The sequence below is a fragment of the Enterobacter cloacae complex sp. I1M genome (assembly GCF_014982425.1).
Lineage (GTDB): Bacteria > Pseudomonadota > Gammaproteobacteria > Enterobacterales > Enterobacteriaceae > Enterobacter > Enterobacter intestinihominis.
This window is the reverse complement of record NZ_JADCLG010000005.1, coordinates 203,685-223,854: the sequence shown is the minus strand read 5'-3', so window position 1 is coordinate 223,854 and position 20,170 is coordinate 203,685. Positions and strand designations below refer to the sequence as shown.

Here is a 20,170-nt window from a genome sequence, read left to right as displayed (position 1 = left end):
GTATTACATGTCCAGAAGGCTTCGCAGAACCAAGATCGTCACCACCCTAGGCCCGGCCACCGACCGCGATAATAACCTCGAGAAGATTATCGCCGCGGGTGCCAACGTGGTGCGCATGAACTTCTCTCACGGTACGCCAGAAGACCATAAATTACGTGCCGACAAAGTGCGTGAAATCGCAGCTAAACTGGGCCGCCATGTTGCTATCCTCGGTGACCTGCAAGGTCCAAAAATCCGCGTATCGACCTTTAAAGAGGGCAAAGTCTTCCTCAACATCGGCGATAAATTCCTGCTGGATGCCAACCTGAGCAAAGGCGAAGGCGATAAGGAAAAAGTGGGTATCGACTACAAAGGTCTGCCTGCTGACGTTGTGCCTGGCGACATCCTGCTGCTGGACGACGGACGCGTACAGCTGAAAGTGCTGGAAGTTCAGGGTATGAAGGTGTTCACCGAAGTGACCGTCGGCGGCCCGCTCTCCAACAACAAAGGCATCAACAAACTCGGCGGTGGCCTGTCTGCCGAAGCGCTGACCGATAAAGACAAAGCGGATATCGTGACCGCAGCGCAGATCGGCGTGGATTATCTGGCCGTCTCCTTCCCCCGCTGCGGCGAAGATCTGAACTATGCTCGCCGCCTGGCGCGTGATGCAGGCTGCGATGCGAAAATCGTTGCGAAAGTGGAACGCGCTGAAGCGGTCTGCGATCAGGACGCGATGGACGACGTGATCCTGGCGTCTGACGTGGTGATGGTTGCCCGTGGTGATCTGGGCGTGGAAATTGGCGACCCTGAACTGGTCGGTATCCAGAAAGCGCTGATCCGTCGCGCGCGTCAGCTGAACCGCGCGGTGATCACCGCCACCCAGATGATGGAATCCATGATCACCAACCCAATGCCAACCCGTGCGGAAGTCATGGACGTGGCGAACGCCGTGCTGGATGGTACTGACGCGGTGATGCTGTCAGCAGAAACCGCTGCGGGTCAGTATCCGGCGGAAACCGTGGCCGCCATGGCGCGCGTCTGCCTGGGTGCGGAGAAGATCCCAAGCATTAACGTCTCCAAGCACCGCCTGGATATCCAGTTCGACAATGTGGAAGAAGCGATTGCGATGTCCGCGATGTACGCAGCCAACCACCTGAAAGGGGTCACGGCGATCATCACCATGACCGAATCTGGCCGTACCGCGCTAATGACGTCTCGCATCAGCTCCGGTCTGCCGATCTTCGCCATGTCCCGTCACGAGCGTACGCTGAACCTGACGGCGCTGTATCGCGGCGTGACGCCAGTCTACTTCGACAGCACCAACGATGGCGTGGCCGCCGCGCACGATGCCGTGAACCTGCTGCGCGACAAAGGTTATTTGGTATCCGGTGATATCGTTATCGTGACGCAGGGTGACGTGATGAGCACCATCGGCTCAACCAATACCACCCGCGTACTGACCGTAGAGTAAGCTCCGATCCCCTCTCCCCTAAGGGGAGAGGGGTGAAGGTTTCCTATTTCTTCGGGAAAAGCTCTTTACGCTTGTACGGCTCTGTTTCGCCAGGTTTACGCGTTTTGAGCAACTTCAGGATCCACGTATATTGCTCCTTATGTGGTCCCACCAGCACTTCCACCTCTTCATTCATGCGGCGTGCAATGGTGCGATCGTCCGCGGTCAGCAGATCGTCCATCGGCGGACGTACCTCAATGCTCAGGCGATGCGTTTTACCGTCATAAACCGGGAACAGCGGGATCACGCGGGCACGGCAGACTTTCATCAGGCGACCAATCGCGGGTAGCGTAGCTTTATAGGTCGCGAAGAAATCGACGAACTCGCTATGCTCAGGACCGTGGTCCTGATCGGGCAGATAGTAGCCCCAGTAACCCTGACGTACCGACTGAATGAAAGGCTTAATGCCATCGTTACGGGCGTGCAGACGTCCGCCAAAGCGACGGCGCATGGTATTCCAGACGAAATCGTAGATTTTGTTTCCCTGATTATGGAACATCGCCGCCATTTTCTGGCCCTGCGACGCCATTAACATTGCCGGAATGTCGACCCCCCAACCGTGCGGCACCAGGAAAATCACTTTTTCATCATTGCGACGCATCTCGTCGATGATTTCCAGCCCTTTCCAGTCAACGCGGTCGACGATCTTTTCCGGCCCTTTTAGGGCCAGTTCCGCCATCATCGCCATGGCCTGTGGCGCGGTGGTATACATGTCATCAATGATTGCTTCGCGTTCGACGTCGGTTTTATCCGGGAAGCAGTACAGAAGGTTTATTTGCGCCCGGCGGCGTGCGCTTTTACCTAAGCGCCCTGCCAGGCACCCCACTTTTCCGAGCACCGGATCGCGGAGGGAAGCAGGTAGCAACGCCATGCCAGCAAACGCGTATACGCCAAGCCAGGCGCCCCAGTTACGCGGGTGGCGAAAGGATTTTTCAAACTCGGGAATGTACTCAATATTGTTTTTTTTGGTTTCCATGCGGGTTCCAGGGTCTGGTGACGCAAAAATATATTCAGATAGTGTAGCGATGCAGCCGTCCGCGTACAAAAGAAAAAGCCGGCGCACACTGACGCCGGCTTATTTTTGAGGGTGTTAGCTTAGTCGAAGCGCAGCTGTGGCATCACCTCTTTCACCTGCGCCAGGTATTCTTTGCGATCTTTCCCGGTCAGCCCTTCGGTGCGCGGCAGTTTCGCCGTCAGCGGGTTAACCGCCTGCTGGTTGATCCACACTTCGTAGTGCAGGTGCGGCCCCGTCGAACGGCCTGTGTTACCGGACAGCGCGATGCGATCGCCACGTTTCACTTTCTGGCCCGGTTTGACCAGCAGTTTACGCAGGTGCATGTAGCGGGTGGTGTACGTGCGACCGTGACGAATAGCAACGTAATAGCCAGCAGCACCGCTGCGTTTCGCCATGACCACTTCACCATCCCCTACCGCCAGCACTGGCGTGCCCTGCGGCATGGCGAAGTCAACGCCACGGTGCGGCGCTACGCGACCCGTTACCGGGTTCAGACGACGCGGGTTAAAGTTGGAGGAGACACGGAACTGTTTCGCCGTTGGGAAACGCAGGAAGCCTTTTGCCAGGCCCGTACCGCTGCGGTCATAGAACTTACCGTCTTCCGCGCGAATGGCGTAGTAGTCTTTGCCGTCTGAACGCAGACGAACACCCACCAGCTGGCTCTGCTCGCGCTTACCGTCCAGCATTTCGCGGGACATCAGGACAGAGAACTGATCGCCTTTTTTCAGTTTGCGGAAATCCATCTGCCACTGCATGGCTTTGATCACCGAGCTGATTTCAGCGCTGGTCAGGCCAGCATCGCGGGCACTGGAAACAAAGCTGCCGCCGACGGTCCCTTTCATCACGCTGTTAACCCAGTCGCCCTGCTGCATTTCACTGGTCATTTTGAAACCGTTTGCGGTGCGATCGTAGGTGCGGGTTTCGCGACGGGACATCTCCCAGGTCAGACGTTGCAGATCGCCGTCGGGCGTTAAGGTCCAGGAAAGCTGCTGACCAATTTTCAGGTTACGCAGCTCTTTATCGGATGCGGCAAGCTGGCTAATGTTGCCCATGTCGATACCGTACTGGTTCAGGACGCTGCTCAGCGTATCGCCAGTAGAAACAACATATTCATGAATGCCGGTTTCATTCTGGATCTTGTCATCCAGCTCATCCTGGGGAATAGCTTCATCTTCCTGTGCGGCCTGATCGATAGGCTCGCTGGCCTCAGGCAGCAGAGAGCGGATCTCGCTCTTCTCCAGTTCGATGGTTTTAATAATAGGGGCAGAACTCGGGTGGTAAACATAGGGCCGCCAGACGGCGACCGCTAACGTGAGAACTGTAAGCGACCCCAGCATAACGCGGTGGGGTCGAGGCAGATTGTTAAATGCCAGGGCGACAGAGCGGGCTATCTGTTGCACGTATTCACTTCCTCGTTAATCTCCTTTCAGGCAGCTCGCATACTGATTCGCCAGTTGGCTGAGGAACTGCGAATAGCTCGCTTTGCTCAACTGGATGTTCGTACCTAGCGGGTCAAGGGTTCCCATGCGCACGGATGTTCCCCTGGCCACGGCTTCTACGACCGCTGGCCTGAACTGTGGCTCAGCAAAAACGCATGTCGCTTTTTGCTCAACCAACTGTGTTCTGATTTCATGTAAACGCTGCGCACCAGGCTGAATTTCAGGGTTGACGGTAAAATGCCCCAATGGGGTCAGACCGTAATGTTTCTCGTAATACCCGTAGGCATCATGAAAAACGAAGTACCCTTTTCCTTTAAGCGGTGCGAGCTCGTTACCTACCTGTTTGTCGGTTGCGGCTAATTGAGCCTCAAAATCCTTAAGGTTGGCGTCGAGTTTGATTCGACTTTGCGGCATAAGTTCCACTAATTTGTCGTGGATTGCAACCGCTGTAAGCCGCGCTATCTCTGGGGAGAGCCAGAGATGCATGTTGTATTCACCGTGATGGTGATGGTCGTCACCTTTTTCGCCATGAGCATGGTCGTGGTCGTGTTCGTCGCCCTCGTCCTCAGCCCCTTTCATCAGCAACGGTTTCACAGCGGACAGCTCACCAATCGTCACCTGTTTCTCCGCAGGGACCTGTTTAGCGGATTTCTGCATGAACGCTTCCATCTCAGGACCAATCCAGACGACTAAGTCCGCGTTCTGTAAGCGTTTTACATCAGACGGACGCAGAGAATAATCATGCTCGGAGGCCCCGTCAGGCAGAAGAACCTCTGTGTCCGTCACACCGTCGGCGATGGCAGCGGCGATAAAGCCAAGTGGTTTAAGCGAAGCGACAACGGCAGCGTTAACATCTTGTGCTGTTGTCCCCCAAAGAGCAGCGGATAAAGCTGCGAAAAGAAGCGTATTTTTCTGTAACATAATGCGACTAATCATCGTAATGAATGCGTGGAATGTGATATTATAACATTCGATGACTTCTGCAAGCTTAAATTGACATGACGACTTTAGTTTCTCTTGAAAATGTTTCGGTCTCATTCGGCCAGCGCCGCGTCCTTTCTGACGTGTCGCTGAATCTGAAGCCCGGCAAAATACTCACGCTGCTCGGCCCTAACGGTGCAGGCAAATCGACGCTGGTGCGCGTCGTATTAGGCCTGGTAGCCCCTGACGCAGGTGTTATCGTCCGCGAGGACAAATTGCGTATCGGCTATGTGCCGCAAAAATTACATCTTGATGCCACCCTGCCCCTGACGGTGAGCCGCTTCCTGCGTCTCCGTCCCGGTACGCGTAAAGCGGATATCCTACCGGCGCTAAAACGCGTTCAGGCGGGACATCTTGTTGAGGCGCCTTTGCAAAAGCTGTCGGGCGGTGAAACCCAGCGCGTATTGCTTGCCCGCGCCCTGCTCAGTAGCCCTCAGCTGCTGGTCCTGGACGAGCCGACGCAGGGTGTCGACGTCAACGGTCAGGTTGCGCTGTACGATCTTATCGACCAGCTCCGTCGGGAGCTTAACTGCGCGGTGCTGATGGTCTCCCATGATCTGCATCTGGTAATGGCCAAAACCGACGAAGTGCTGTGCCTGAACCACCACATCTGCTGTTCCGGTACGCCGGAAGTGGTGTCAATGCATCCTGAATTTATCTCCATGTTTGGCCATCGTGGCGCCGAACAGCTGGGCATTTATCGCCATAATCACAATCACCGCCATGATTTACAGGGACGAATTGTCCTGCGTCGGGGAAATGGACACTCATGATTGAACTGTTACTGCCCGGCTGGCTGGCCGGGATTATGCTTGCCTGCGCCGCGGGTCCACTCGGCTCGTTTGTCGTGTGGCGCAGAATGTCCTATTTCGGCGATACGCTGGCCCATGCTTCACTGCTGGGTGTCGCGTTTGGTTTGTTGCTGGACGTGAACCCGTTTTATGCGGTGATTGTCGTCACGCTGCTGCTGGCCGCCGGTCTGGTCTGGCTGGAAAAACGCCCTCACCTGGCCATTGATACCCTGCTCGGCATTATGGCGCACAGCGCCCTGTCGCTGGGCCTGGTGGTGGTGAGCCTGATGTCAAACATCCGCGTGGACCTGATGGCCTATCTGTTCGGCGATCTGCTGGCCGTCACGCCCGAAGATCTGATTTCCATTGCCATTGGCGTGGTGGTGGTGCTCGGGATCCTGCTGTGGCAGTGGCGGAATTTACTGGCAATGACCGTCAGCCCCGATCTGGCCTTTGTCGACGGCGTGAAGCTTCAGCGCGTGAAGCTGCTCTTGATGCTGGTGACGGCGTTAACCATCGGGGTGGCGATGAAATTTGTTGGCGCGCTGATCATCACGTCGCTGTTGATAATCCCTGCCGCCACGGCGCGTCGTTTTGCGCGTACGCCGGAGCAAATGGCCGGTATCGCGGTGATTATCGGAATGATCGCGGTGACGGGCGGCTTAACCTTCTCGGCTTTCTATGACACGCCAGCAGGGCCGTCGGTGGTATTGTGCGCGGCGGTGTTGTTTATTTTCAGTATGATGAAAAAGACCGCGCAGTAGTCAGCATGTCCCCGGTGGCGCTTCGCTTACCGGGGCTACCATTAATCGCTACTTACGGCATCGCGGGCGGCGTAATGCCGAAATGATTCCACGCCCGCACCGTCGCCATACGACCACGCGGGGTACGCTGTAAGAAGCCCTGCTGGATTAGATACGGCTCCAGCACGTCCTCGATAGTCTCACGCTCTTCGCCAATTGCCGCCGCCAGGTTATCCAGCCCCACCGGCCCGCCAAAGAACTTATCCAGCACCGCCAGCAGCAGCTTACGGTCCATATAGTCAAAGCCTTCGGCATCAACGTTCAGCATATCCAGCGCCTGCGCAGCAATGTCAGCCGAAATGGTGCCATCGTGCTTCACCTCGGCAAAATCACGCACGCGACGCAGCAGGCGGTTGGCGATACGCGGCGTACCGCGGGAACGTTTCGCCACTTCAAACGCTCCCTCTTCGCTCATATCCAGCCCCATGTAGCGCGCGCTGCGCCCCACAATATGCTGAAGGTCGGGCACCTGATAAAACTCCAGACGCTGCACGATACCAAAACGGTCGCGTAGCGGTGAGGTCAGCGAGCCGGCGCGGGTCGTGGCACCAATCAGGGTAAACGGTGGCAGATCGATTTTGATCGAGCGCGCGGCCGGGCCTTCGCCGATCATGATATCCAGCTGGTAATCCTCCATCGCCGGATAGAGCACTTCCTCCACCACCGGGGACAGGCGGTGGATTTCATCGATAAACAGCACGTCATGCGGTTCGAGGTTGGTCAGCATCGCCGCCAGGTCCCCTGCTTTCTCCAGCACCGGGCCGGAGGTGGTACGCAGGTTAACGCCCATTTCGTTGGCGACGATATTCGCCAGAGTGGTTTTACCTAACCCCGGCGGACCAAAAATCAACAGGTGATCGAGCGCATCGCCGCGCAGCTTTGCCGCCTGGATGAAAATCTCCATCTGAGAACGAACCTGCGGCTGGCCGATGTACTCATCCAGCAGTTTGGGACGGATCGCGCGATCCACCACGTCATCTGGCTGAATGGTGCCTGCCGATACCAGGCGGTCTGCTTCAATCATCCTTTACCTCACAATGCAGCGCGCAGCGCTTCACGAATCAGAGTTTCACTGCTGGCATCCGGTTTGGCAACTTTACTCACCATACGGCTGGCCTCCTGAGGTTTATAGCCCAGCGCCACCAGCGCGGCAACCGCTTCCTGCTCGGCATCATCATCCGTCGCTGGCCCGCCCGGTGAAGTCAGCACCAGATCGGCTGCCGGAGTGAACAGATCGCCATGCAGACCTTTAAAGCGGTCCTTCATCTCGACAATCAGGCGCTCGGCGGTTTTCTTGCCGATGCCCGGAAGTTTAATTAACGCAGCCGGATCTTCGCGCTCAACGGCATTCACAAACTGTGGCGCTGACATACCGGACAGAATCGCCAGCGCCAGCTTGGGCCCGACGCCGTTGGTTTTAATTAATTCGCGGAACAGGGTGCGTTCCTGTTTGTTATTGAATCCGTACAGCAGCTGAGCGTCTTCACGCACCACAAACTGGGTAAAGACAACCGCCTCTTTGCCCGCCTCCGGCAACTCGTAGAAGCAGGTCATCGGCATATGGACTTCATAGCCCACGCCACCCACTTCCAGCAGCACTAACGGGGGTTGTTTTTCAATGATGATGCCTCTGAGTCTGCCTATCACGTGACGCTCCTGCGTTCTGGATGAAATTAACTGCCGACATAATAAAAAAAGGCTGGATAAACATCCAGCCTGATTTGTCATTATCGTAATCTGCCTCGCGCCAGATTGAGCCTCGACTCGCTCATTTGCATCGCGTTCTGGCTGACGTGGCAGTGGGTAATCGCAATGGCCAGCGCATCGGCGGCGTCGGCCTGCGGGTTCGCCGGGAGCTTCAGCAGGGTACGCACCATGTGCTGCACCTGGCTTTTCTCCGCGCTACCTATGCCCACCACCGTCTGCTTAACCTGACGGGCCGCGTATTCAAACACTGGCAGGTCCTGGTTCACGGCGGCAACTATCGCCACGCCGCGCGCCTGCCCGAGCTTTAACGCCGAGTCAGCGTTCTTCGCCATAAAGACCTGCTCGATGGCGAAAAAGTCCGGCTGAAACTGGGTGATGATCTCCGACACGCCCGCATAAATGAGCTTCAGGCGCGACGGCAGATCGTCCACTTTGGTACGAATACAGCCGCTGCCGAGGTAGGTTAGCTGGCGTCCCACCTGACGGATAACGCCATAACCGGTGACGCGTGAGCCGGGGTCAATCCCGAGGATAATCGACATCACGCGTCTCCCGTAAACGGTTTACAGGCTCTCATCAGAGAGTCGCTGCAACCTCATCAGAGATTTCACCGTTGTGATACACTTCCTGCACGTCGTCGCAGTCTTCGAGCATGTCGATCAGACGCAGCAGTTTCGGTGCGGTTTCTGCATCCATGTCCGCTTTTGTGGAAGGGATCATGGACACTTCAGCGTTATCCGCTTTCAGACCTGCCGCTTCCAGCGCATCGCGCACGGCACCCATCTCTTCCCATGCGGTGTAGACATCGATAGCGCCGTCGTCGTAGGTCACTACGTCTTCCGCACCGGCTTCCAGCGCCGCTTCCATGATCGCATCTTCGTCGCCTTTCTCGAAGGAGATGACGCCTTTTTTGCTGAACAGGTAAGCAACGGAACCGTCAGTGCCCAGGTTACCACCGGTTTTGGTGAACGCGTGGCGCACTTCCGCAACGGTACGGTTACGGTTGTCGGACAAGCACTCTACCATCACCGCCGTACCGCCAGGACCGTAACCTTCATAAATGATGGTTTCCATGTTCGCGTCTTCATCACCGCCCACGCCACGTGCGATTGCACGGTTCAGGGTGTCTCGCGTCATGTTGTTGGACAGGGCTTTATCCACCGCCGCGCGCAGACGTGGGTTAGAGGCCGGATCGCCGCCACCCAGACGCGCCGCTGTTACCAGCTCACGAATGATTTTGGTAAAGATTTTACCGCGTTTGGCATCCTGTGCCGCTTTACGGTGTTTGGTGTTGGCCCACTTACTATGACCTGCCATAAAAAGTTCTCCAAAAATCGCGCCTTCTCAGGCAGCGTTAATTACAAATTCTTCTATCGCCTGCCGGTTGCTCCATGACTTGGTCAGTGCGGCGGCATCCGCCGCATCCACCCAGCGGTAGGTCAGGTGTTCCGTGAACACGATCTCCCGCTCATGGGGAAGCGCAAGGCAGAACCACGATTCCGTATTGCGCTCAATTCCCGGTGCATAGCGATGACGTAAATGGCTAAAAATTTCAAACTCCACCGTGCGCTGACAGTCCTTCAGGGTCAGTTGCTCGCGAGCAACGTCAATGGCGACCTCTTCCTTTACTTCACGCGCGGCGGCCTGCGGCGCGGACTCCCCCTCTTCCAGACTGCCGGTAACCGACTGCCAGAAATCAGGATCGTCGCGCCGCTGCAACATCAGCACCCGCTTCGAGTCTTCTGCATAAATGACCACCAGAACCGAAACGGGACGCTTATATGCCATATCAGTTTTTCTCTTCCTTCTTCACCACCTCAATGCCCAGCTCAGCCAGCGCGGCCGGGTTGGCAAAGCTTGGCGCTTCAGTCATCAGACACGCCGCTGCGGTGGTTTTCGGGAAGGCGATAACATCACGGATGTTGTCGGTGCCGGTCAGCAGCATGGTCAGACGGTCAAGACCAAAGGCCAGACCCGCGTGCGGAGGCGTACCGTATTTCAGGGCGTCCAGCAGGAAGCCAAACTTCTCGCGCTGCTCCTGCTCGTTAATGCCCAGAATGCCGAACACGGTCTGCTGCATTTCACCGCTGTGAATACGCACGGAGCCGCCGCCCACTTCGTAGCCGTTGATAACCATATCGTAGGCATTCGCTACCGCATCTTCCGGTGCAGCCTTCAGTTCCGCCGCCGTCATGTCTTTTGGCGAGGTGAACGGGTGGTGCATCGCGGTCAGGCCGCCTTCACCGTCGTCTTCAAACATCGGGAAGTCGATCACCCACAGCGGCGCCCATTTGCTTTCATCGGTCAGGTTCAGGTCTTTGCCGAGCTTCAGACGCAGCGCGCCCATCGCATCCGCAACGACTTTCTTGTTGTCTGCGCCGAAGAAGATCATGTCGCCGTCCTGCGCGCCGGTGCGCTCCAGAATAGCTTCCACGATGTCCGCATTCAGGAATTTCGCAACAGGGCTGGTAATGCCTTCCAGACCTTTAGCACGCTCGGTTACTTTAATATAGGCCAGACCTTTCGCACCGTAGATCTTGATGAAGTTGCCGTAGTCGTCAATCTGCTTACGGCTCAGCGCAGCACCGCCCGGTACGCGCAGGGCAGCCACGCGGCCTTTCGGATCGTTAGCCGGACCAGCAAAGACCGCGAACTCAACGGCTTTCACCAGGTCTGCCACGTCCACCAGCTCCATCGGGTTACGCAGGTCTGGTTTGTCGGAGCCGTAGCGACGCTCGGCTTCCGCGAAGGTCATGATTGGGAAATCGCCCAACTCAACGCCTTTTACGTCGTTCCACAGGCTACGCACCAGGGCTTCCATCACCTCACGCACCTGCTCGGCGGTCATGAAGGAGGTTTCCACATCGATCTGGGTAAATTCTGGCTGACGGTCTGCACGCAGATCTTCATCGCGGAAGCATTTCACGATCTGATAGTAGCGGTCGAAGCCTGACATCATCAGCAACTGCTTGAACAGCTGTGGTGACTGTGGCAGCGCGTAGAATTTGCCCTTATGGACGCGGGATGGCACCAGGTAGTCGCGCGCGCCTTCCGGCGTGGCTTTGGTCAGCATCGGGGTTTCGATATCGAGGAAACCGTGGTCATCCATAAAGCGACGCACCAGGCTGGTGATTTTCGCACGGGTTTTCAGGCGCTGAGCCATCTCCGGGCGACGCAGATCCAGGTAGCGGTATTTAAGACGCGCTTCTTCGGTGTTGACGTGGTTGGAGTCCAGCGGCAACGCTTCTGCGCGATTGATAATCACCAGATCGGACGCCAGCACTTCGATAGCACCGGTCGCCATGTCGGCGTTGATGTTTTTCTCGTCACGCGCACGCACGGTGCCCGTCACCTGAATGCAGAACTCATTACGCAGCTCAGAGGCCAGCTTCAACGCATCAGCGCGATCCGGATCGAAGAACACCTGAACGATACCTTCGCGGTCACGCATATCAATAAAGATAAGGCTACCAAGATCGCGACGACGATTGACCCAACCACACAGGGTGACCTGCTGCCCGACGTGGGACTGACGCAGCTGCCCGCAATATTCTGTACGCATGAGATATCCCTTAATTAGCCGCAGGCTGATTGTCGCCTGTCTTACAGGCTACGATGTCGCAGCTTTCTGTATGTCACAACTGGATGAAAAAAGGCGGCTATTATACTGGAAATTCTGCCGCACGATAAGAGCGAAGCACGGCCTGACGCGTGTTTGCTGTGCTCTTATTGTCTATTCTCACAAAAATTAACAAAATTATCCGACCGATAACAGGCCATCCCGTCGTAAGGTGTAAAAAAGCAATTAATTTTACTGGAGTGACAATGTTAACGCTTGATGCCACCAAAACCGCCCTTGTGGTCATTGATTTACAGGAAGGGATCCTGCCTTTTGCCGGTGGTCCACACACCGCTGACGATGTTGTAAGCCGTGCTGCGCGTCTGGCGGAAAAATGCCGGGCCAGCGGTGCGCCTGTCGTCATGGTGCGCGTCGGCTGGTCCACTGATTTCGCCGAAGCGCTAAAGCAGCCAGTTGATGCTCAGGCCCCGGCGCATGCGCTGCCGGACAACTGGTGGACGTACCCGGTCTCACTCGGTAAACGCGACAGCGATGTAGAAGTCACCAAACGCCAGTGGGGCGCATTCTATGGCACTGACCTGGAGCTCCAGCTGCGCCGTCGCGGGATAGACACTATTATTCTGTGCGGGATCTCCACCAACATCGGTGTGGAATCCACCGCCCGTAACGCCTGGGAGCTGGGCTTTAACCTGGTGATAGCGGAAGATGCGTGCAGCGCAGCCTCTGCGGATCAGCATCAGGGCAGCATGACCCATATCTTCCCGCGTATTGGTCGCGTGCGCAGCACGGATGAGATCCTCAGCGCGCTATGATGTACGTGGGTTTGCCCCAGTGGTCGCACCCGAAATGGGTGCGCCTGGGTATTACTGGCCTTGAAGAGTATGCCCGACACTTTAACTGCGTGGAGGGCAATACCACGCTGTACGCTCTGCCACGCACGGAGATCGTCGAGCGCTGGCGCGAGCAAACCACCGACGATTTCCGCTTTTGCTTCAAATTTCCGGCAACCATCTCCCACAACGCCGCACTGCGAAACTGCGATGATTTAACCCACGAGTTTTTCACCCGGATGTCGCCCCTGGCAAACCGTGTTGGCCAGTACTGGCTCCAGCTTCCCGCCACGTTCGGCCCGCGCGATCTACAAGCCCTCTGGCAGTTTCTCGACGCCCTGCCCCACGATTTCACGTACGGTGTGGAGGTGAGGCATCCAGATTTCTTTACCAAAGGCGACGCGGAGAAAGCGCTGAATCGCGGCCTGCATGAACGATCGGTCAACCGCGTGATCCTCGACAGCCGCCCCGTGCACAGCGCAATCCCGCACAGCGAAGCCGTTGTTGATGCCCAGCGCAAAAAACCGAAAGTACCGGTTCACGCCATTGTTACCGCGCAGAACCCGATGGTCCGGTTTATCGGCAGCGATAACATGCAACAGAATGAGGAGATGTTCGCCGTCTGGCTGCAAACGCTCGCGAAATGGGAGCAAACCACCACTCCGTACCTGTTTTTACATACGCCGGATATTGCCCAGGCACCTGAGCTGGTCGATGCTCTCTGGCAGGCCTTGCAGCAGGCGGTTCCGTCGGTTGGCCCCGCGCCGTCCATCCCACAACAATCTTCTCTTTTCTGAAATCACCCCCTATCATAGAGACGTGCCATCTGCCAAAAACAGGGAGTTAGTATGGTCAGCGCGCTGTATGCGGTGTTAGGTGCATTACTGCTGATTAAATTTTCATTTGATGTTGTGCGCCTGAGAATGCAGTACCGCGTCTCCTACGGTGACGGGGGCTTTTCTGAGCTGCAAAGCGCAATCCGGATCCACGGCAACGCGGTCGAGTACATTCCCGTCGCGTTAATTTTACTGCTGTTAATGGAGATGGATGGCGCTGAAACCTGGATGGTGCACGTCTGTGGGCTGCTGCTGATTGCAGGTCGTTTGATGCATTATTATGGTTTTCACCACCGCCTTATCCGCTGGCGTCGTTCCGGCATGAGCGCGACCTGGTGCTCGCTTTTGCTGATGGTGCTGGCTAACCTTTGGTATATGCCGTGGGAGTTGGTTTTCTCCTTCCATTAGCGCACAATATGCCCCTTTATTTTTCCCGGATTTTTACGTTATGTCAGATCGCGACACGCTTTTTTCCGCGCCTATCGCCAGCCTGGGCGACTGGACCTTTGATGAACGGGTAGCCGAAGTCTTCCCGGATATGATCCAGCGCTCTGTTCCCGGTTATTCCAATATCATCTCCATGATCGGCATGCTGGCGGAGCGTTTTGTTCAACCCGGCACGCAGATCTATGACCTGGGCTGTTCGCTGGGAGCGGCAACGCTGTCCATTCGTCGTAACGTTCATCACGATGGCTGCAAGATTGTGGCTGTCGATAACTCACCGGCCATGGTTGAACGCTGCCGTCGCCACATTGACGCGTATAAAGCCCCTACGCCTGTGGAGGTGGTGGAAGGCGATATCCGCGATATCGACATCCAGAACGCCTCGATGGTGGTCCTGAACTTTACCCTTCAGTTCCTGGTGCCGGACGATCGTCAGCGGTTGCTGGATAAAATTTATCAGGGCCTCAACCCGGGCGGCGCGCTGGTGTTGTCTGAGAAATTCAGCTTTGAAGACGCCAGCGTGGGCGAATTGCTGTTCAATATGCACCATGATTTCAAGCGTGCAAACGGCTACAGCGAGCTGGAGATCAGCCAGAAGCGCAGCATGCTTGAAAACGTCATGCTGACGGATTCCGTTGAAACCCACAAAGCGCGCCTGCGCAAAGCCGGATTCGAACACAGCGAACTGTGGTTCCAGTGCTTTAATTTTGGTTCTCTGGTGGCGCTGAAAGCCGGAGACACAGCATGATCGAGTTCGGTAATTTCTATCAGCTGATTGCCAAAAACCACCTATCCCACTGGCTGGAAACCCTGCCTGCGCAAATTGCCACCTGGCAGCGCGATCAGCAGCATGGTCTATTGAAGCAGTGGTCCAACGCCGTGGAGTTTCTGCCTGAACTGACGCCTCATCGTCTGGATTTACTGCACAGCGTGACGGCGGAGAGCGAAGAGCCGCTCCCGGCCGGGCAGATCAACCGCATCGAAACGCTGATGCGTAACCTGATGCCGTGGCGCAAAGGGCCGTTCTCGCTGTACGGCGTGAACATCAATACCGAATGGCGCTCAGACTGGAAGTGGGATCGCGTTCTGCCGCATTTATCCGACCTGACCGGGCGCACCATTCTGGACGTGGGCTGCGGTAGCGGCTATCACATGTGGCGCATGATCGGCGCAGGCGCGCATCTGGCCGTCGGTATCGATCCGATGCAGCTGTTCCTGTGCCAGTTTGAAGCGGTGCGAAAGCTGCTGGGTAACGACCAGCGCGCGCACCTGCTGCCGCTGGGTATCGAGCAACTCCCTGCTCTGAAAGCCTTTGATACCGTGTTCTCGATGGGCGTGCTGTACCACCGTCGTTCCCCGCTGGAGCATCTCTGGCAACTGAAAGATCAGCTGGTCAGCGGCGGTGAGCTGGTGCTGGAAACGCTGGTCATCGAAGGGGATGAACATGCCGTTCTGGTGCCAGGCGATCGCTATGCGCAGATGCGCAACGTTTACTTCATCCCTTCCGCGCTGGCGCTGAAGAACTGGCTGGAGAAATGTGGGTTTGTCGATGTACGCATCGCCGATGTGTGCGTGACGTCGGTTGAGGAACAGCGTCGCACCGACTGGATGATCACCGAATCGCTGGAGCAGTTCCTCGACCCGGACGATCACAGTAAAACCATCGAAGGCTATCCGGCCCCGATGCGTGCGGTATTGATTGCGACCAAGCCGTAGTATTTATCCCCTCACCCCGGCCCTCTCCCCAAAGGGGCGAGGGTGAAAAGACCGCACCGTGCAGTCCCCTCTCCCCAAAGGAGCGAGGGTGAAAAGACCGCACCGTGCAGTCCCCTCTCCCCTGTGGGGAGAGGGTTAGGGTGAGGGGCAAGAATAAAAAAAGGCCCCTGTTGAAATTGCAGGGGCCTGGTACAAGCAAGCATCATATTGGGCGACATGATGCGCGGTAAAAATCGGTACGTTGCTACACGTGATGACGTTCAATCAGCGATTTCATTTCCGCAACCGACTCTCCATCCACACCGTAGCGCGAGTACTCATCCGCTTCAGCATCCGTCGACATTGACAACCCTGTATTGCGATAACGCATGGGTGAAGGTATCCATTTACCCGCCGAGCTGTGTAGCTCTTCCACCCCTGCGTTTAAAAACAGTTCCAGATTGCTGGCGCGTACTCCTGCGCCCGCCATGATTATTGGAACACCGGAATGTGCTTTTAGTTCCGTAATTAATTTCAGTCCTTTTTCAGCCGAGGGCTGCTGGCCCGACGTCAGAACGCGCGCCACGCCCAGTTCTGCCAGCGTATCAAAGGCTTGTATCGGATCCTGACACATATCGAACGCACGATGAAAAGTGACCGCCATTCCCTGGGCTGCACGCATGACCTGGCGCATACGCGAAAGATCGATGTTTCCGTCTTCGTCCAGCACACCGATCACCAGCCCCGGAAAACCGGAATCACGGACGAGGGCGATATCCTCAAGCATGGCACTGAACTCACCCGCCGTATAACAAAAATCACCGCCGCGCGGGCGAATAATCGGGTGCACCGGAATAGTGATGGCCTGACGGGCTGATTTCAGCACGCCAAAGGACGGGGTTAATCCCCCTTCTTTCGGTGCCGCGCAAAGCTCGATGCGATCGGCCCCCTGCCGTTGCGCAGTGACGGCACACTCCACGCTGTAACAACAAATTTCCAGCAGCGCCATGTCATCCTCCTTAAATTTCACTCAACGTACCATCGTGGCACGTTGCCCGATTCGTGTCTGGATCGACGCTCACAGTGCTTACGCTTCGCTGGCGACGATCTGCTCAATAGTCCAGGGATGGAATTTCACCGTCACGCTGCCGTCCGTTACGGCAAGCGTAGGGTTCGGTAAGCGTTCGCGCTCACCTTTTGGCGAGCTGGTTTTGACGAAAATACCCGGCTGGCTTAACCCCTCGTCGGAAAGCAGCGCCAGCGCACGGGCGTTCAGCGTCTCGGGCTCCCCAGGCAGAACAATTTCGATATGCTCCCAGCCTTCGTGCGGATAACGCTTCTCTCCTGGCCAGGGCAGTTCCACAACGGTGAATTGCCAGTGCGCCACCGTAACCGGCGCGTGAAGTTTGAACAGGCAAATCGGGCGACCGTTAATGATATTCTCTGACAGCAGTTCTCCGCACTGCTCAAAGCCACGCCGCCAGCGTTCTGCGGTGGCATTCTGGTGGCAGCGCAAAGAGATGTGATCGGCCTCAAGCGGCGCGATATCCAGCCCGAGACGGGTGGCAAGTTCTGTGAACGCCTGGGTGAAGCGCGGTAAATCTGCGGAAATATCATGCAGTTCGTCAATGGTGTGCCAGTTCGCCATAGGTCAGTCTCGTTTCGTGTCGCAAAGCCGCTAATTTACTCTGTTGCCCTCTGTCGACCAACCGCATAATCACGGTTTTTTCGACTGCATGATTATGCATACCGTCTTCGCCTGGATTCTGAGCGATCTTCGCCCCCCGCAGGGCTGACGCCCGAGGGCATTTGCAGTATACTCCCGCCCTAAATTCTTAAACTGGCGTGGGTGTTTTTTACCCGCATCAAAAACGTAAGGTATCCAGGTGAATATTCAGGCTCTTCTCTCAGAAAAAGTCAGTCAGGCACTGATTGCCGCAGGTGCGCCTGCGGATTGCGAACCACAGGTTCGTCAGTCAGCGAAAGTACAGTTTGGCGACTATCAGGCTAATGGCGTGATGGCAGTGGCTAAAAAACTGGGCATGCCGCCGCGACAGCTCGCTGAGCAGGTACTGACGCATCTGGATCTCAACGGCATCGCCAGCAAAACCGAAATCGCCGGTCCGGGCTTTATCAACATTTTCCTTGAGCCTGCGTTCCTGGCAAGCCACGTTGACGCGGCGCTGAAATCTGACCGTCTGGGCGTGGCTCAGCCAGAAGCGCAGACCGTGGTGGTTGACTACTCCGCGCCAAACGTGGCGAAGGAGATGCACGTCGGTCACCTGCGCTCCACCATTATCGGTGATGCGGCCGTGCGTACCCTGGAGTTCCTCGGTCACAAGGTGATCCGCGCAAACCACGTAGGCGACTGGGGCACGCAGTTCGGTATGCTGATTGCGTATCTGGAAAAACAGCAGCAGGAAAACGCAGGCGAAATGGCGCTGGCAGACCTGGAAGGTTTCTACCGTGAAGCCAAAAAACACTACGACGAAGACGAAGCCTTTGCCGAGCGCGCGCGCAGCTACGTGGTGAAACTTCAAGGCGGCGATCCGTACTTCCTCGAGATGTGGCGCAAGCTGGTGGACATCACCATGTCCCAGAACCAGCTTACCTATAACCGTCTGAACGTGACCCTGACCCGCGACGACGTAATGGGTGAAAGCCTGTATAACCCGATGCTGCCGGGCATTGTGGCGGACCTGAAAGCCAAAAACCTGGCGGTGGAAAGCGAAGGCGCAACGGTAGTATTCCTTGATGAGTATAAAAACAAGGAAGGCGAACCGATGGGCGTGATCGTCCAGAAAAAGGATGGCGGCTACCTCTACACCACCACCGATATCGCCTGTGCAAAATACCGTTACGAAACCCTGCATGCGGACCGCGTGCTGTATTACATCGACTCCCGTCAGCACCAGCACCTGATGCAGGCGTGGACTATCGTGCGTAAAGCGGGTTATGTGCCGGATTCCGTGCCGCTGGAACACCACATGTTCGGCATGATGCTGGGTAAAGACGGTAAGCCGTTCAAAACCCGTGCGGGCGGCACCGTGAAGCTCTCCGATCTGCTGGATGAAGCGCTGGAACGCGCCCGTCGCCTGGTGGCCGAGAAGAACCCGGATATGCCTGCTGACGAGCTGGAGAAACTGGCTAACGCGGTTGGAATCGGTGCGGTAAAATACGCGGATCTCTCCAAGAACCGTACCACCGACTATATCTTCGACTGGGACAACATGCTGGCGTTTGAAGGCAACACGGCGCCGTACATGCAGTACGCTTACACCCGCGTACTCTCCGTCTTCCGTAAAGCCAGTATTGACGAAAGCGTGCTGGCGAACGCCACGGTGACCCTTACCGAAGACCGTGAAGCACAGCTGGCTGCCCGCCTGCTTCAGTTCGAAGAGACGCTCTCTGTGATCGCGCGCGACGGTACGCCGCACGTTATGTGTGCATACCTTTACGATCTGGCCGGTCTGTTCTCTGGCTTCTACGAACACTGCCCTATCCTGACCGCCGAGAGCGAAGCGGTGCGTAACAGCCGCCTGAAGCTGGCGCAGCTGACGGCGAAGACCCTGAAACTGGGTCTGGATACCCTGGGTATCGAAACCATAGAACGTATGTAAAAAAGAAACCCGGCGGTTGCCGGGTTTTTTTATAAATGAACGCCATCAGTCGTGAACGAGTACCTGGAAGGTATCTAATTCATACTCTCTGCCGTTATAGCCGATGCAGCAACCTCTGCTGAGGTGACTTCCAGCTTTACCCACAAAGAGACCGTTATCGAATTTTGCACGGGCAACGTAGAGCTTAGTGCCATTGGCTTCATGTCCCGCCTCAACCATATTCGGTGGGAAATGTTTATCCTTAACGTCTACCCATTTTAAAGCGCCCACGTAAACTTCAAATTCATTACAAAAGTGCTCTCTTCCTCCCCATGGGACCCATGCCGTATTGCCGAACACCCATTTCCCCGGATGAATCCCACCATTCACTTTTGCGCGAATAATAAACAATGGAGAAGGTCCTTTGATACCAGGAACACCTATTTCATAACCTGCTACAGGCGCGTCCAATGGGATAAACTCATCTCTTTTCGCTGATTTCCACATAATGATGTCCTTTTCAGTCTAAATAATTATCCGTAGTTAAAATCATTAAAACTCAGAAATTGAATGAATGGCAAAGTCATTATTCAGGCTTTGAAAAATAATCACCTTAACCAGTGATTTTTCCGGGCCTTCCGCATGTATAAAACGGCGAAGCGCAATAAAGGTATGGAACTGGCCAGCCACAAGCTGGCTTCCGACATACAGTAGTGGGAAATAACCCGCACCATCAATATCCTTGAAAACCGTGTCGAACATATTGATATGTTCATCAGACATTTTATCGGCATGCATATTTACAGCAGGGTTAACGATAATACCGCCCATTGTATTTTCCATTGCATCACTCCTTGCATGAATATTAGAAGAATCTTAACGCAGATAAAAAATAGGATAAATACGGATTGTGTTTTGTGAAGAAAATCACGATTTAATACTAAGCGTAATGTATTTTCAG

At 55.8% G+C, this 20,170-nt stretch carries 22 protein-coding genes; 9 read left to right on the top strand and 13 right to left on the bottom strand.

The window, feature by feature from the left end; genetic code table 11:
• Positions 1–7: 7 nt before the first annotated feature.
• Complete coding sequence (gene pyk, locus INF86_RS02725) at positions 8–1,450, top strand: pyruvate kinase (RefSeq protein ID WP_003859767.1); 1,443 nt, start codon at positions 8–10, stop codon at positions 1,448–1,450.
• Positions 1,451–1,493: 43 nt separating this feature from the next.
• On the opposite strand, the gene lpxM is transcribed toward pyk, so the two are convergent.
• The 3 genes from lpxM to znuA form a co-directional block, all read right to left on the bottom strand.
• Entirely contained in the window at positions 1,494–2,465 is a 972-nt protein-coding gene (gene lpxM, locus INF86_RS02720) for a lauroyl-Kdo(2)-lipid IV(A) myristoyltransferase (protein WP_193543199.1), read from the bottom strand.
• Between the two features lie 119 nt (positions 2,466–2,584).
• Positions 2,585–3,904 (bottom strand): murein DD-endopeptidase MepM, encoded by a 1,320-nt coding sequence (mepM, locus tag INF86_RS02715; RefSeq protein ID WP_063146310.1) that lies wholly within the window; start codon positions 3,902–3,904, stop codon positions 2,585–2,587.
• 15 nt (positions 3,905–3,919) lie between these two features.
• The gene (gene znuA, locus INF86_RS02710; protein WP_032622452.1) at positions 3,920–4,864 is read right to left on the bottom strand and encodes a zinc ABC transporter substrate-binding protein ZnuA; all 945 of its coding nucleotides are present in this window, start codon (positions 4,862–4,864) and stop codon (positions 3,920–3,922) included.
• Positions 4,865–4,941: 77 nt separating this feature from the next.
• Here znuA and znuC point away from each other — a divergent pair, with 77 nt between their 5' ends.
• Together znuC and znuB are read left to right on the top strand one after the other, a co-directional pair.
• Complete coding sequence (gene znuC / locus INF86_RS02705; RefSeq protein ID WP_003859757.1) at positions 4,942–5,697, top strand: zinc ABC transporter ATP-binding protein ZnuC; 756 nt, start codon at positions 4,942–4,944, stop codon at positions 5,695–5,697.
• Positions 5,694–6,479: a zinc ABC transporter permease subunit ZnuB gene (gene znuB, locus INF86_RS02700; RefSeq protein ID WP_022648485.1), complete on the top strand. Its 786-nt coding sequence runs from the start codon at positions 5,694–5,696 to the stop codon at positions 6,477–6,479. Before znuC ends, znuB begins: the two co-directional genes overlap by 4 nt.
• 52 nt (positions 6,480–6,531) lie before the next feature.
• Here the strand turns inward: znuB and ruvB are convergent, their stop codons facing one another.
• The 6 genes from ruvB to aspS all read right to left on the bottom strand — a co-directional run bounded on the left by ruvB (position 6,532) and on the right by aspS (position 11,787).
• Positions 6,532–7,542, bottom strand: coding sequence for a Holliday junction branch migration DNA helicase RuvB (gene ruvB / locus INF86_RS02695; RefSeq protein ID WP_006811035.1), 1,011 nt, complete (start codon positions 7,540–7,542; stop codon positions 6,532–6,534).
• Positions 7,543–7,550: 8 nt separating this feature from the next.
• Positions 7,551–8,165: a Holliday junction branch migration protein RuvA gene (gene ruvA / locus INF86_RS02690; RefSeq protein WP_022648487.1), complete on the bottom strand. Its 615-nt coding sequence runs from the start codon at positions 8,163–8,165 to the stop codon at positions 7,551–7,553.
• An 80-nt stretch (positions 8,166–8,245) separates the two neighbouring features.
• Positions 8,246–8,767: a crossover junction endodeoxyribonuclease RuvC gene (gene ruvC, locus INF86_RS02685; RefSeq protein WP_014884319.1), complete on the bottom strand. Its 522-nt coding sequence runs from the start codon at positions 8,765–8,767 to the stop codon at positions 8,246–8,248.
• A 34-nt stretch (positions 8,768–8,801) separates the two neighbouring features.
• The gene (locus INF86_RS02680; protein WP_003859747.1) at positions 8,802–9,542 is read right to left on the bottom strand and encodes a YebC/PmpR family DNA-binding transcriptional regulator; all 741 of its coding nucleotides are present in this window, start codon (positions 9,540–9,542) and stop codon (positions 8,802–8,804) included.
• A gap of 27 nt (positions 9,543–9,569) precedes the next feature.
• Positions 9,570–10,013, bottom strand: a complete 444-nt coding sequence (gene nudB / locus INF86_RS02675; RefSeq protein WP_023300445.1) for a dihydroneopterin triphosphate diphosphatase — start codon at positions 10,011–10,013, stop codon at positions 9,570–9,572.
• Between the two features lies 1 nt (position 10,014).
• A complete protein-coding gene (gene aspS / locus INF86_RS02670; RefSeq protein ID WP_023300446.1) occupies positions 10,015–11,787 on the bottom strand; it encodes an aspartate--tRNA ligase in 1,773 nt (590 codons plus the stop codon).
• Between the two features lie 263 nt (positions 11,788–12,050).
• On the opposite strand from aspS, the gene INF86_RS02665 reads away from it, so the two are divergent.
• From INF86_RS02665 to cmoB, 5 genes are read left to right on the top strand one after another with little or no spacing between them, the layout of a single operon-like run.
• A complete protein-coding gene (locus tag INF86_RS02665) occupies positions 12,051–12,617 on the top strand; it encodes a hydrolase (RefSeq protein WP_023300447.1) in 567 nt (188 codons plus the stop codon).
• On the top strand, positions 12,614–13,432 hold the full coding sequence (locus INF86_RS02660) for a DUF72 domain-containing protein (RefSeq protein WP_165715581.1): 819 nt from the start codon (positions 12,614–12,616) through the stop codon (positions 13,430–13,432). Before INF86_RS02665 ends, INF86_RS02660 begins: the two co-directional genes overlap by 4 nt.
• A 51-nt stretch (positions 13,433–13,483) precedes the next feature.
• Positions 13,484–13,879, top strand: coding sequence for an MAPEG family protein (locus INF86_RS02655; RefSeq protein ID WP_003859737.1), 396 nt, complete (start codon positions 13,484–13,486; stop codon positions 13,877–13,879).
• Between the two features lie 40 nt (positions 13,880–13,919).
• On the top strand, positions 13,920–14,663 hold the full coding sequence (cmoA, locus tag INF86_RS02650; RefSeq protein ID WP_193543198.1) for a carboxy-S-adenosyl-L-methionine synthase CmoA: 744 nt from the start codon (positions 13,920–13,922) through the stop codon (positions 14,661–14,663).
• Positions 14,660–15,631 carry a tRNA 5-methoxyuridine(34)/uridine 5-oxyacetic acid(34) synthase CmoB gene (gene cmoB, locus INF86_RS02645; RefSeq protein WP_015570275.1) on the top strand — a complete coding sequence of 324 codons (972 nt, stop codon included), beginning with the start codon at positions 14,660–14,662 and terminating at the stop codon, positions 15,629–15,631. The genes cmoA and cmoB overlap by 4 nt, the downstream gene beginning before the upstream one ends.
• Positions 15,632–15,875: 244 nt before the next feature.
• On the opposite strand, the gene cutC is transcribed toward cmoB, so the two are convergent.
• Positions 15,876–16,619 (bottom strand): copper homeostasis protein CutC, encoded by a 744-nt coding sequence (gene cutC, locus INF86_RS02640; RefSeq protein WP_023300450.1) that lies wholly within the window; start codon positions 16,617–16,619, stop codon positions 15,876–15,878.
• Positions 16,620–16,697: 78 nt separating this feature from the next.
• Positions 16,698–17,258, bottom strand: a complete 561-nt coding sequence (locus INF86_RS02635) for a VOC family protein (protein ID WP_023306486.1) — start codon at positions 17,256–17,258, stop codon at positions 16,698–16,700.
• A 238-nt stretch (positions 17,259–17,496) separates the two neighbouring features.
• Between INF86_RS02635 and argS the strand changes: the two genes are divergently transcribed.
• Positions 17,497–19,230 (top strand): arginine--tRNA ligase, encoded by a 1,734-nt coding sequence (argS, locus tag INF86_RS02630; RefSeq protein WP_193543197.1) that lies wholly within the window; start codon positions 17,497–17,499, stop codon positions 19,228–19,230.
• Between the two features lie 45 nt (positions 19,231–19,275).
• Here the strand turns inward: argS and INF86_RS02625 are convergent, their stop codons facing one another.
• Positions 19,276–19,716, bottom strand: coding sequence for a DUF3421 domain-containing protein (locus INF86_RS02625; RefSeq protein ID WP_022648495.1), 441 nt, complete (start codon positions 19,714–19,716; stop codon positions 19,276–19,278).
• Positions 19,717–19,761: 45 nt separating this feature from the next.
• On the bottom strand, positions 19,762–20,052 hold the full coding sequence (locus INF86_RS02620; RefSeq protein ID WP_022648496.1) for a hypothetical protein: 291 nt from the start codon (positions 20,050–20,052) through the stop codon (positions 19,762–19,764).
• Positions 20,053–20,170 lie beyond the last annotated feature (118 nt).